General features: G+C 46.1%; 11 protein-coding genes. All 11 read right to left on the bottom strand.

Annotated elements, in window-relative coordinates:
* Positions 1-15 precede the first annotated feature (15 nt).
* The 11 genes from ABN764_RS21880 to ABN764_RS21830 all read right to left on the bottom strand — a co-directional run bounded on the left by ABN764_RS21880 (position 16) and on the right by ABN764_RS21830 (position 14027).
* Positions 16-930, bottom strand: coding sequence for a LacI family DNA-binding transcriptional regulator (locus ABN764_RS21880; RefSeq protein ID WP_446673106.1), 915 nt, complete (start codon positions 928-930; stop codon positions 16-18).
* A 125-nt stretch (positions 931-1055) separates the two neighbouring features.
* Positions 1056-2807, bottom strand: coding sequence for a glycoside hydrolase family 13 protein (locus ABN764_RS21875; RefSeq protein WP_446673105.1), 1752 nt, complete (start codon positions 2805-2807; stop codon positions 1056-1058).
* A 175-nt stretch (positions 2808-2982) separates the two neighbouring features.
* The gene (locus ABN764_RS21870; RefSeq protein ID WP_138187246.1) at positions 2983-3816 is read right to left on the bottom strand and encodes a sugar ABC transporter permease; all 834 of its coding nucleotides are present in this window, start codon (positions 3814-3816) and stop codon (positions 2983-2985) included.
* Positions 3817-5133 carry a sugar ABC transporter permease gene (locus tag ABN764_RS21865; protein ID WP_446673104.1) on the bottom strand — a complete coding sequence of 439 codons (1317 nt, stop codon included), beginning with the start codon at positions 5131-5133 and terminating at the stop codon, positions 3817-3819. It lies immediately after the preceding gene.
* Between the two features lie 78 nt (positions 5134-5211).
* Positions 5212-6507 carry a sugar ABC transporter substrate-binding protein gene (locus tag ABN764_RS21860; protein WP_446673103.1) on the bottom strand — a complete coding sequence of 432 codons (1296 nt, stop codon included), beginning with the start codon at positions 6505-6507 and terminating at the stop codon, positions 5212-5214.
* Between the two features lie 217 nt (positions 6508-6724).
* Positions 6725-8149 carry a type I glutamate--ammonia ligase gene (gene glnA, locus ABN764_RS21855; protein ID WP_028531881.1) on the bottom strand — a complete coding sequence of 475 codons (1425 nt, stop codon included), beginning with the start codon at positions 8147-8149 and terminating at the stop codon, positions 6725-6727.
* 567 nt (positions 8150-8716) lie between these two features.
* Positions 8717-9454, bottom strand: coding sequence for a GntR family transcriptional regulator (locus tag ABN764_RS21850; protein WP_446673102.1), 738 nt, complete (start codon positions 9452-9454; stop codon positions 8717-8719).
* Positions 9455-9496: 42 nt separating this feature from the next.
* On the bottom strand, positions 9497-10558 hold the full coding sequence (locus ABN764_RS21845; protein ID WP_446673101.1) for an oxidoreductase: 1062 nt from the start codon (positions 10556-10558) through the stop codon (positions 9497-9499).
* Between the two features lie 156 nt (positions 10559-10714).
* A complete protein-coding gene (gene aroF, locus ABN764_RS21840) occupies positions 10715-11776 on the bottom strand; it encodes a 3-deoxy-7-phosphoheptulonate synthase (RefSeq protein WP_028531878.1) in 1062 nt (353 codons plus the stop codon).
* A gap of 338 nt (positions 11777-12114) precedes the next feature.
* Positions 12115-12711, bottom strand: coding sequence for a TetR/AcrR family transcriptional regulator (locus ABN764_RS21835; RefSeq protein WP_446673100.1), 597 nt, complete (start codon positions 12709-12711; stop codon positions 12115-12117).
* 104 nt (positions 12712-12815) lie between these two features.
* Positions 12816-14027 carry an MFS transporter gene (locus ABN764_RS21830; RefSeq protein WP_446673099.1) on the bottom strand — a complete coding sequence of 404 codons (1212 nt, stop codon included), beginning with the start codon at positions 14025-14027 and terminating at the stop codon, positions 12816-12818.
* Between the last annotated feature and the right edge of the window lie 5 nt (positions 14028-14032).

Genomic DNA, 14032 nt, shown 5'->3' with positions numbered 1-14032 from the left:
TCCTCATATATTGATCTACGAGGAGACTGGCAATTTCAAAAACTTCTCCTCGTGCACATACTCCACATCATCAATAAAGCTGTTCATAACGCCTACAAATGAATCGTATCTACTCAAGTCGAAAGTGACCCTCTCTGTATCTTGACCGAGAATTTCGGGACAGTGGCACGTGCACCATGCAATCAAGTTGGGATGGACTTTGGCGGCTTCATTGGCAATAAATTCGTTCAGTACGATGCCCGGCTGGCCATCGAACTTGGTCAAGAAGGACTCCATCCCCTGGCTGTGTTCATATACATGAATCCGTTCTTCCGGCAAGCCCGATGCCTGCTTGATAACATCCGCCCATTGGTTATTGTTGTAGCGATCCATGATAAGAAACTGCGGAGCTTCATTCAGCAAATCGCAGGATCGTTGAAAGCCCGCTTCCACATCAGGCATAATTTTATGAAAAAGCGAGTCTTCAATATAACTGTCCACGACAAACACGGGAATCCCGAAGCCAAAGTAGGGCGTAATCGTCGCAAATCGCTCCTGATCCACATTGATTAAAAATACGCCGTCCAAATTCCGTTCCATAATAACCTTGTATGACGGTTCCGTATTGTCGATTTGCATATAAATAACATGATAGCCAAGCGCACTGCATTGCTGTTCGATCTTGCTTATGGTCTTGGCGTACTTCAAATCTGACCCAAGGCTTTGTTGATCGTCCTTGAATACCAGAATTCCAATCAAGCCCGACTTCTTTACTTTTAAAGAGCGGGCTGTTCGGTTCGGCACGTATTTGAGCTGCTGCGCGATTTTTAACACCTTGACGCGCGTCTCATTCGAAATGGATTGATTCTTAACGTCATTCAATATATAGGACACAGTAGCAATGGACACACCCGCTGCTTGGGCGATATCTTTTATCGTTGTCTTCTTCATCTTATTCGACCTCGCTCGGCTTAGACTTAAACGTTTAAGCCAATTAAAGCATACCGCCCATAGGGTGTCAATTTAGCCCTTGTCTCCCGCAGACCATATCTAGTCGCAGCTCCATTTATCTTCATTTAGCTTGATTCAGCCATCAATACCACCCAACCATACGCAGGCAAGTTAATTGTAACGTTGTTATTTTCCAACGCAAATGATCCATCTCCGAGCATCGAAGGTGATAACGACAACGAATCGGCCTGCTCCAACGAAAAGGAGAACGCTCCTGCCTGCTCGCTATTATTGAAGCAAATATACATTTGCTCGTCAGCATGCTGTCTTCGGATGACCAAGTGATCTCCGGATGCATAAAAGAATCGGAATGAGCCTTGCCGCAGTGCTGGATGGGCGGTACGCAAAGCGATCAGTTCCCGATAAAAACGCAGCAGTCCGCCATTCTGCTTCTTCTCTTCCCATACCATGGGCTTCCGGCAATCCGGATCCGGCCGGCCTGTCATGCCCACCTCGTCCCCGTAATAAATGCATGGCGCACCGAGGAAGGTGAACTGGAACAGCGCTGCAAGTTTCATTTTGCGTTCATCTTGAGCCATGGTTAACAAACGCGGGGTATCATGGCTGCCCAATATCGTGAAAGTAGCTTCACCCACTTGCTTCGGATAGTCAGCCAACAACCTGTTCACTTGATAAGAGAACTGTTCCGCATCGATTGTCCCTTTTGCAAAGAAATCAAGAATGGCCGCCGTAGCCGGATAATTCATAACCGCGTCAAACTGATCGCCGCGCAGCCAAGGCATCGCATCATGCCATATCTCACCCAAAATATAAAAATCCGGCTTCAATCCTTTGCATGTTCTGCGGAACTCCCGCCAGAAATCATGGTCGATCTCATTCGCAACATCCAATCTCCAGCCATCGATATCGCATTCCTGAATCCAATATTGCGCGACTTCAAGCAGGTAGGCTTTGACTTCGGGATTGACCGTATTCAGCTTCGGCATGTGAGATTCGAAGGCGAAGCAGCGGTAAGATGCTCTCGGCTCCCGCACGAGCGGAAATTGCTCGATATGGAACCAGTCCCGATAGCGTGATGCTTCCCCATGCTTCATAACGTCCTGGAACGGGGCGAACCAATAGCCGCAATGATTGAATACCGCATCCAAGATAACGCGAATCCCCCGGTCGTGGCAGGCCTTCACCAGTTTCTTCAACAGGGCCACGTCGCCAAACTGCGGATCCACCTTCAAATAATCCGTCGTGTCATATTTATGATTCGTCTTTGCCTCGAACAACGGGGTAAAGTAAATGGCATTAACGCCAAGCTCGCTGATGTAATCCAGACGATCCAACACCCCTTGGAGATCACCGCCGTAGAAATCATCCTGCCCCGGATCGTCGGCTGCCCAAGGCCGCACCTGTTCAGGATCATTGTCAGGGTTCCCGTTGGCAAACCGATCAGGGAAAATCTGATAGAACACCGCATCCTTCACCCACGCCGGCGGCTGTAGCACCTCGCTTGACCATAAGAACGGATAGTCGAAAAACGTCAGTGGATCAGCTGGCTTTTCGGCAACGAATCCCTTTTCCGTATACCATATCGTCTGCTCGCCCGCAGCTAATTCAAAGGCATAACGAAGCCGCTTGTGCGGAGGAGCTACCTCCACATGCCAATAATCGAACAGTTCGTCACTGCCCATGATGAACATGGCAGCTTCCCTTACGGTCTTGTCCCAATCGTATTTATCACCATACAGAGCTGTGACCGACTGAAGATCACCTTTCTTCGCGCGCAGCCGGATATGGATCGTGTCGTTATCGTAAGAATAGCAATATGAATTTCCAGGTCTATGGTAGATCGCTTCCTGTAACATAACAAACTCCTTTTTGTCGCTTTTGATCACGAAGATTATTCAGGATGTAAACTCGACATCGAATCTTGCATTCACTCTCGAATTCTTGCAACCTTCTCGGTGCTGAAAACCGACTTTCAGACACTAATTTATGGTCGCTTTTGATCACGAAGATTGCTCAGGATGTACCCTGTCGTCAGCCTTTGTCTGCACCTGCCGTCATCCCATGAATGAGATACTTCTGGAAATACATATACAGGAACGTAATCGGCAGCGCTACAAGAACGGCGCCAGCAGCGAAGGTCGTAAAGCTTGAATTCGTCTCATTCGCCACCATGTTGTACAAGCCTTGGGCTAGCGTCATCTTCTCAGATGATCTGAGCACGATTTGTGGCAGGATAAAATCCATGAATGGCGTAATGAAGCTGTTCAATGCAACAAACGTAATTGCAGGCAAAGACAATGGCAATATGATTTTGAACATCGTCTCAAGGTGGCCCGCGCCATCAATATAGGCCGCTTCCTCCAAGCTTTTCGGAATCGTGTCGAAATGGCCCTTCATGACCCAAGTTCCCATCGAAATAGAACCGCCCGCATAGATGAGAATGAGACCCAAATGCGTATCAAGCAGCTTCGTCTGCATCAGGAGCACGAAGATTGCCATGATGGACAGAAAGCCCGGAAACATTTGAAGAATGAGCAATGTCATTAACCCTTGCTTTCTCCCTTTGAATCGAAAACGGGAAAATGCATAGGCCGTCGCTGCCACCAATGTCGTTGATAATGCCGCATTCGCAAGAGCGATCGTGACTGTGTTCGAAAACCATAGCACGAAATCCGTATTTCGAATCAGTTCCGTATAATGAGCGAGCGTGGGCTGATCAGGAAACATTCGGCTTACCATTAAGGAATTGCCCGGGTTAAGCGAAGTTCCGATTACCCAAACCAACGGATATACCGTTGTCAGGAGCAGCACGGCAAACACCGCGTAGATGCCCGCCACGACCAAGTTGTTCAGCAATTTAGACATTTAGACCATATCCTCTTCTTGAGTTATCTTCATCCGCCGATAGTTCCATAAGGAGAATACCGTGATAAAGACGAACATAATGATCGAGACAGCAGAGGCCATATTGAACTGGCTTTGATTCAACGTCATCTTGAATATCCAAGAGATTAAAATATCCGTGCTGCCCGCGTAATAATAATCAGGCTGGGTCGGATTGCCGTCCGTTAGCATGTAGATCAAATTAAAGTTATTGAAGTTAAAAGCAAATTGCATGATTAAAATCGGTGCCGTCGCCGCCAATACCAACGGAAGCGTCAGCTTGACGAATCTCTGCGTTCCCGTTGCTCCATCCACAGCGGCAGCTTCGTACAAGTCCTTCGGCATTGTCGTTAATACCCCTGACATCAATGCCATCAGGAACGGAGTGGAGAACCACAAGTTCACGAGCAGAATCGTAAACTTGGCCATCGTCGGATCAGACAACCAAGGTACTGGCTCTAATCCGAGCTTGGTGATCATATCGTTCACAGGTCCGAACGAACCGTTCAGCAGCACCCTGAATACCAGAATCGATATAAATTGCGGAACCGCCCACGGCAAAATGAACATCGTACGCCAAAACTTTTTGAATTTCACTTTGGGATGGTTCACCATCAATGCTAGCAGAAGCCCACTAAAAAAGACGGACACCGTAGAGGCCGCAGCCCAGATGACGTTCCACACCGAAATGCCGAAGAAGGTGTTGCGCCACGCTTCTTGTGCAAATAAATCATAAAACGAGCTTAGCCCCGTCCAATCTACTAAGTTCCGGTCGGGAATATGGTTCGGAGCCGAATAATTCGTGAAGGCAATCAGCACATTGAAGATGAGCGGCACTACCGTTACGAACAGCACGAAGCAGATAGAAGGCAGCAGCAGCAGATATGGGAAATGCCGAAGCTTCGTCTGCTTGATGGATTCGATGAACCCCGGAGCAGGGTGTCCTTCATCCCGCAATGCTCCGTTTCTCTTTGCGTCATAAATATTCAGGACATAGCACCCGGCGAACAAGAGAATGAGCACCAACGTAATAAGTCCTTCAATCATCATGAAAATAGAATGATCGCCTTCGAACACTTGTCCGGCAACCACCTTCGTAGGCGCGTCGCCTAACGTTATCAGCCCTCTAATTCCTCGATAAGCAATCGGATAGTAGATCCAAAAGAATAACTGTGCCGCGATCATCCACAGCAAGCCCTTCATATACTGCTTGTTGTACAGCTGGCCTAATCCGATACACACAGCGGAGAATACAGCCGCTTTCGTCCGATGCCGACGGGCACCTGTTGTCAGTTCCATTCGGAAGACCGCCTTCGTCGATTTTTTTAGATGTAGTTCAAAAAGTCCGCTTTGAGCACGATGTAATTCAGGATGAAGCTATTTTTTTGTCTGAATCGCTGTATTGATCTGCTCGACTGCCTTTTTTAAAACTTCGCCTGGTTGTTGATTGTCATTCCATATTGCAGCAAGGGCAGCCCCCGCCGGCACCCATACGTTGCCCATTTCTGGGATGGACGGCATTGGAGCAGAATGCTTCGTTTGTTCCAGAAAGGCAAGTGCGTTCGCATTCCCCTTGATGCTCGGCTCCTCCATCATGTCTTGTCTCGGCGGCAGTTGTGTTGTCATTTCATATCGCTTGACGAGATTTTTGCGAGAGGTCGCATAGCTCGCGAACAGCTTCGCAGCAACCGGATATTCGGTATAGGAACTCACATACAGCGCCCGGATGCCGGACATGCTTCGTGGATGTTCTCCATTAGGCAGCAGAGGAAGCGGCGCCACTCCGAAATCGATGCCCGCGCTCTTCACGTCCGTCATGAGCCAAGGCCCTCCTATGATAGCAGCTGTTTTCCCTTCCATGAAAAATCCGGTAATGATATTGTCGTTCATATCGTTGCTGTTGACAGGCAGGATTTTTTTCAAAGATTGAAAGAACTCGGCTCCTGCAATCGATTCCGCATTGCTCAAGCCGATATCACCAGCATCCTTCCCTCCATTGCCAAAGATGTATCCCCCGTAGCCTGCCAGAAACGAGTAAGACTGATACAATTGCCCTACATTCCACATAAAGGCGTACTGTTTGTTTTTTGGATCGTTATACGTATCAGCGAACCGAATGAGCTCTTGATAAGTGGCAGGAGCTTTATTCAGCAGTTTTTTATTGTAGTACAGCGCGTACGTATCGATCGCGGTTGGAAAACCGTAGAACACCCCATCATAGGTGACACCTTCTAGGGCGGAATCCATAATTTGATGTTTCATTTGTTCGTCGTATGCATCATTTTGCAGCACGAGCCCTGCCATGACTGCATTCCCCAAATGATCATGCGGCGCGGAAAACACGTCGGCCCCGATTCCGGCTGGTCCATCTGTCGTCAGCTTCGTGACAGCGTCGATTGACGGAACCGCCACTACTTTTACACCAATCCCATATTCCTGTTCGAAATCTTCTGCGACCGCTTTCAAAAAATCCAGTTCAGGCCCCTTCGATTCCCATACGAGCAAATGGGCTCCCTTCTCCGGGTGCGTTCCGGCTTGCCCTTCTTCCTGATGTGCATTCTTCCCTCCAGCTTCCGGAGATGTTGAGGTCGCATGCTGTACGCCGCAAGCCGAGAGCAGTATCATGGTGCACAATGAGACCATCAACATTGAAATGAAGAAGCGATTAGACACATCCTTCTCCTCCCATCCCATCTATTAGTTGTTGTTAACTTAAACGTTTAAGTAATTTCAGTAACATGATAACTTCTAATGCCCGATTCCGTCAAATAAAAATTGTGGAACCAGGGACAACATGAAGAAAATAAGCTGCTGTTCGTAGTAAGTTCCAAAAACAAAAACCCCCGTATCCGCTAGGGACACGAGGGCTATGACGATATGAATGTGGGTATTAGCAATCAAAATACAAGCTATATTCTTGCGGATGGATGCGGATCGCTACGGATTTGGCTTCCTTGCGTTTGATATGCAAATAATTTTCGATAAATGCTTTGGTAAATACTCCGCCTTCAAGCAAGAATTCATAGTCAGCTTCAAGTGCATCAAGTGATTCTTCCATCGTCGCTGGAACGCTGCGAATCTCACGCTTCTCCGCATCCGACAGTTCATAAATATTGCGGTCATATGGACCATAACCAAGCTCTGTAGGATCCAGCTTGCGCTTGATTCCGTCGAGACCTGCCATCAACATTGCAGCGAAGGCCAGGTATGGATTCGCCGTAGAATCCGGTGTACGGAACTCAATCCGGCATCCCTTCGGTGTAACAGCCGCTACCGGAATACGTACAGCCGCAGAACGATTGCCTTTCGAGAACACAAGATTTACAGGCGCTTCATATCCCGGCACAAGTCGCTTAAAGGAGTTCGTGCTCGGATTCGTCAATGCGATAAGCGCTGGCGCGTGGTGCAAAATTCCGCCGATATAATGCAGTGCCATCTCGCTCAAGTTCGCATAGCCGCCCTTTTCATAGAACAACGGTGTATCGCCGTTAAAGATCGATTGATGCACGTGCATCCCGCTTCCGTTATCCCCGAACAGCGGCTTCGGCATGAAGGTCGCTACTTTGCCGAAGCGACGCGCCGTGTTGTGCACGATGTATTTGTACTTCATCAGGTTATCCGCAGTACGCGTCAGTGAATCAAAGCGGAAGTTGATCTCGCCTTGCCCTGCCGTTGCAACCTCATGGTGGTGACGTTCAATGCGAAGTCCTGCTTCTTGCAGCAGGCTGCACATCTCACTGCGCAAGTCTTGTTGTGTATCGATCGGCGCTACGGGTACATATCCGCCTTTTGTATGAATCTTGAAGCCCAGGTTCCCTCCCTCTTCCTTACGGTTCGTGTTCCAAGAAGCCTCTTCGGAATCGACGAAGAAGGAAGAACTGTTCATTGTATTCTCATAACGAACATCATCGAAGATGAAAAATTCAGATTCTGGCGCAAAGTAAGCATCCGTGCCTACTCCTGTGGTTGCCAAATACTCTTCCGCCTTCTGTGCAATGCTGCGAGGATCACGCTCATAACGCTCGCCGTCAGGCGTGAAGATGTTGCACATAATAATGAGCGTCGGACGTGCCGTAAATGGATCGACATAACTGCTCTCCGTATCTGGCATCATGACCATATCGGATTCTTCAATTCCACGGAAACCCGTAATCGAGGAACCGTCAAACGCAACGCCGTTCTCGAACGTGCTCTCATCCACTTCGGATGCAGGCAAGCTGATATGATGCGCACGACCTAACAGATCAATAAAACGAAAATCCACATACTCAATTTGTTTCTCTTTCATTAACTCCAACACGGTATTGACTGACATCTCGATTCCTCCCCAATCCGAACATTTCATATTCTTTTCATCCGAATGTTCACTTTGTATTATTTGTTGAAATTATTATATGTAGCAGGATGCTCTTTCGTCAATACTCATGTAAGGTATTTTTTTATTATATGTAAGGTTATCTAACATTGACATTGATTTCATTCCCTACACACCTTAAATACTCATGATCATTCCGGTATATTTTAGACTAACTTCATCAATACCTGATCGTTTGAACTAATTTTTATCAATACACTACGTTTCGGTACATAACCTATCATTCATTTTATTTGCACAATCACACATATAGATAAGTTTTATCATTAAAAAATTCAGCTGCTTCAATTCCTTACTCGCCTAAGAAATCATCTTTTATATCCGTATTTTTTCATGCTTACACCAGCATCAACTTTTACACCTGGAGGTTCATCGATCAAACTTCATTCCTGAACGCATTCGAGATTTCCAAAGGAAACCGGGCTACAAAAGTGATTCTGAGGTTAACGCTTAATTGAGGATAAATAAAAACAGGATGGGCAAAAAAATCGCTCCATCCTGTTACGTCTATGATTCTTTATAATTCTTCGCGGTAATGACAGTTTCAAATTCAAAGGTTTCTGGCAGATGGTCGGCGTAAGAGTACTCAAAGGTGCGTCCGTCAGTCAGGTAGGCTACCTGTTCGACCCGCATCAGGAAATCCTGATCCTGCACGTCCATAAACTGCTTTTCCCTTTCATCTGGGCGAATTCCTTTGACCCGGACAATCGATGTCCCCACTTCAAGACCAAGCTTGTTTTGTATGTGCGAGTATATTGATTGCTCTAGAACCGAAGCTTCAACACCTGGTATGACCGAAATCGGCATCCATGTATGCTCCATAATCGTTGGAATACCGTGAATGATGCGGAGGCGGATGATTTTATAGACAAAATCGCCGGCTGCAATCCCCAATTTTCCAGCAATGGTTTCATCTGCTCCGACAATCGCAAACTCGATGATCTTGCTTTCAACCTCACTGCCGTACACAGCTTTCGTACCGGTTAAGGTCTGAATCATTCGCGCCTTCTCCTGCTGATGCCAATCCTGTACCACCGTTCCACTGCCCCGTCGGCGGATGATGTAGCCGTCACGAACTAACAGATCCAACGCCTTTTTGATGGTGAGAACCGACACACCGAATTCTTCAGCAAGGATCGGGCTGCTTGGGATTTTCTCATTGACTTTATACTCACCGTCTAAAATCTGCTGTTTGATTTTTTGGTAAATGGCGAGGTATTTTACTTGCGTAGACCCGCTTGCCATTTCCTCGCCTCCTATGTGCTGGATGTTCTGCTTAGACACCTTCTATTCATTCAAATGCAATGCCTCAAGCTTATAAACGGAAGGGGATGGTGCTGCAAATCCGTTCTCCAAGATTTCCATGCTTGTTATCGCTTCTTCGTTTTTCACAAGCTTTGCTGCGCCATGTACGATGGTTTCATACGCTGCATCATAGAAACGACCGTAATCGCCAAGCGGAGTTTTGATTTGTTTTTCAATCCAATCACCGTTCGCGTTCCGGTATTTTGCAATGCCATAGTACATCGGTGAATCTTCACCAAAGCCTGCACTCTCAGGCATAATGCCTGCTTTCAGATCATTTTCCTGCTGATCTTCACCGTACTTGATGAATGAGCCATTTGTTCCGTGAACGATAAAGCGCGGATAATCTTTTGCTACGACATGGTTGGTTTTCAGTTTAACTTTCAATTGGTGTCCGTAATGAAGATCCACATCGAAATAGTTATCAACCGCACCTGCCACTTCATTATTGCGAATATCGTAGGTCACCACATCTGGACGTCCGAATAGCGAAACCATGCGATCCATCATGTGAATACCCAATCCATAGAATGAACCTTCTTCTTTCGCACCTTCGCGGCTGATTGAACCAGGACGGAAATAATCAATATGCGATTCAACTTCCATAATGTCGCCAAGGAAGCCTTGTTCAACGACCTGCTTCACAGCTAAGAAATCACCATCGAAGCGACGGTTTTGGTAAGGCATCACGACTACACCCTTTTCGCGGCCTAAAGCTAATAATTCTTTCGCGTGTTCAACGGTATCGCAGAATGGTTTTTCAACGATAACTGATTTCCCTGCAAGTATAACTCGTTTCGCCAATTCGTAGTGCGTGTGTGCTGGCGTACAGATCGTCACCAATTGAATTTCTTTGTCGTTCAATAGTTCATCCAAATCAGTGGTGAAGGCAACACCCTTTTCGCGATATGGAGCCGCTAATTGTTCGTTAACGTGCCGGACATAAATTGTTTTTACTTTTATATGCTTACGCGTATTCACGTAAGGCAAATGATACCGGTTGGCTGACTTCCCAAACCCGATAAAGCCCATGGTTAATGTCATATGCTATAACTTCCTTTTTTTAAATTCACTTCTAAGAATATTATATATATTTTGATTTAAAAGTATATAGTTTTATATTTGAAAGGATACAAAAAAGAGGCAAACCCAATGATGTAGGTCTACCTCTTACCTCTCGCTTTACGCCTTACGTCGCCTTTATTTTTCCCACGTATCAAAAAAGGCTGGATCCATCTTCTTCGTCTCGAATGTTTTGCCGCACAGTGGCGCAAGCTGCTCCAGCTCGCGCAGCAGGCCAGCGAATTGATCCGGGAAGAGGGACTGCACCCCATCGCCTGTCATCGAATTGTCTGGATCGGTATGCATTTCAATAATAAGACCGTCCGCACCAGCAGCTACAGAAGCCTTCGACATCGTCTCAACAAGCTCGCGGCGTCCTGTCGCATGGCTTGGATCGGCAATGACCGGCAAGTGGCTAAGCTGCTTCATAACCGGAATTGCAGTCAAATCAAACGTATTCCGTGTATACGTCTCGAATGTGCGAATACCGCGCTCACACAGCATGACATTTGGATTGCCTCCTGCCAATATATATTCCGCAGCATTAAGCCACTCGTCATAAGTTGCGCTGAAGCCGCGCTTGAGCAATACCGGTTTGCCGCATTCTCCAAGTTTGCGCAGCAGATCGAAGTTCTGCATATTCCGTGTGCCTACCTGCAAAATATCCGCATGCTCCGCACAAATATCTACATATTCAGGCGTCATCACTTCTGTAATGGTAAGAAGTCCGTGCTTCTCGCCCGCTTCCTTCATCATCTCTAGTCCTTCCACGCCTATGCCTTGGAAGCTGTACGGTCCAGTACGCGGCTTGAATGCTCCTCCGCGCAGAACTTGTCCGCCTGCTGCCTTCACCAGCCGTGCAATCTCATTGATTTGAGCAGGTGATTCAACCGCACACGGCCCTCCCATAACTACCAAATTGCCGCCGCCGATTTTCACGCCGCGTATTTCAATTACCGTATCTTCCGGATGGAAGTCACGACTTGCCAGTTTGTATGATTTCGTAATTTTAACCACGTTCTCTACGCCCTTCATTTGTCTAAGATGTTCTGCCAACTTCGGCTCCGCATGTCCAATTATCCCAATTACCGTATGAGCCGTGCCACGGGATATATGAACTTGATTGCCTTGCCCTTCAATGATGCTGGCTATATTCGCGATCTGTTCTTCAGATGTCTCATTATTTACAATAACAATCATGATTGTACACCCTTTCTATGCGCAGTGCCAGTTAACCCCTTAAAGCAGAAATGCGTTCATCGATGACACTTCTTATTGTAGTTTTACTTTTACAATTACTTTACCACTTTAATGCGTATAAGCTTTTATGCTTTTAACTGTTAAAGAAACTATACAGAACAACTACCGGATCGTCAACCCTTTTGATGCAACTATTTTTCGAGTAAGTTGTCACAATCGGAGTTTTGACAATTCGTCATATATAAAAAAGAATCGTGCTGAATAGGCACGATTCCTTCGCATCCTCATTCTCATTGAGGCAGCTATTAAAACTTTCGCACAACCATATATGGCTCTTCTCATTGCGAAATCACTTGCATGAACTGCTGAACAGTTATTTGAATATAACGTGCTCTCTCCACGGGTTCGGTTTGAAATCTGTCATACAATAAGAAGTACATCACCAATGTCATCTGGACATTACGTATTGCAGAGAAGAGGTATTCATCATCCCTACTCACATGCTGTTTCAATAATTGATACAAAGGCTGCATTCCCTCTTCTATCGTCATAACAAGCCGATTCCGTACTTCTTGATTTCGTTGCGCTTCTCCGAAAAACATGACAATTAGCTCTTTTTTGTCATGCAGCATATCCATCAAATTTGCAAAATACATATTGAGCATCACATCTAATGGTTGATTTTGCAAGGAATCCATAGTTGCTGTATTCTTCAATTCATGATTAATGGTGTGCTTCTCTAAAATTGCCCAGAGCAATTCTTCCTTGGAGTTGAAATAATGATAGATTAATCCGTCCGTGACCTCTGCTTCACGAGCAATATCTTTGGTCGTGCTTGAGTCATATCCCTTTTCAGAAAAAACTCTTAACGCAGAATCGATTAATTTGTTCTTGGTTTCAAGTGCTTTTTGTTGACGAAGAGTGATTTTTGTCATTTGCGGCTCCATTTAACGAATATTTCATGTTCAAAAAGTCTGGCTGAGCTTTTAGAAACTTTTAGACCGATTTACTATCAAACTAACAAATCAATCTATACATGTCAATTTTTCTCCGAAGCAACGCTTGTTTTCATAGGTATACCAATAGCACAAGGTATTGCCGCGATGGCGCTGACCATAAACCCCGCCAACAGCAAGGAGAAGTTTACTGCTGACCCATCGATAGATGCTATGGATAGCCACAACGTAGATACAATCGAACCTAGGTATCGTATGACATAATAAATTCCAGCCGCTATTCCTGCTCCTTGTGCTTCTCCAGCTTCCAATGCCGTTGCCTGTATTGCTGCATTTCCACTTCCGAGGCTAAGCCCAGCCAAACCGACACCAACAATAAACAGTGCTAATAGTTGGCTTGAGCTTGCTATCAAGAGTAGTCCACCCGCAATGGAAGCGAGTATACATCCGGCGAGAACAGCTGGGCGCTTTCCAAATCGATCGCTCATTGCACCTCCTGCTGCTGTAGCTGCGATCATAGCGACGGAGAAGACAAGCATTACCGTTCCACTTCCTGCATAATTAAAATACCACTTTTCTTTTACAAGCAAAGGCACGCACATCAGCAACAGATACACCATGAAATTGTTTAAGAATACCGATGCAGCAGCAGCTCGAAAGGAGCGAATTTTAAACAGCTCTCTTACTAATCGAAGAAGTACAAAATCATTCGTTTGCCTTATTTTCTTTTGCGTCTTTCTAGCTCGGCATATTAGGTTCTTGTTCGCTATTAACGTAATAGGAAAAAGCATCAGTATTAATGTAACTATAAATTGAAAACGCCAATGATAATATTGAATAAATAAGCCACCTAGCGGCGGTCCTAGTGCAGCTCCTATCCCAGCTGCAGCCCCTAACAATCCAAACATTCTCCCTTGTCTTTCAATCGGCGTCATCTCACGCAATCGTACAGAACTAGCTGGCACGAGTGCAGCGCCCCCACTCGCTTGGATGAGTCTGCCTATTAACAAGCCCATAAAGGTCGGGGCAAGCCAACATATTATTGTTCCTAACGCAAACATAACTGTACCGCTAAAAAGAATTGGCATGCTGCCGAATCGATCCACGAATCGTCCTGCGAAGATTTGAAAGACAGCCATCCCTATTAGATATATCGTGACGACCCATGCCCCTTGGGAAAGCGGCACTTGGAACTCGTTTGCTATTGGTTCCAGAGCTAATGCAACCATGGATGAATTGAGCGGAACCACAAATATTCCAATAATCATACAAATGATAGTAAAGTTATGCCTCATGTCGC

Origin of the sequence: Paenibacillus wuxiensis (assembly GCF_040195695.1) — a bacterium.
GTDB classification, from domain to species: Bacteria; Bacillota; Bacilli; order Paenibacillales; family Paenibacillaceae; genus Paenibacillus_B; species Paenibacillus_B suaedae.
The sequence above is the reverse complement of the archived record's forward strand: the minus strand, read 5'-3'. Positions and strand labels throughout refer to the sequence as shown.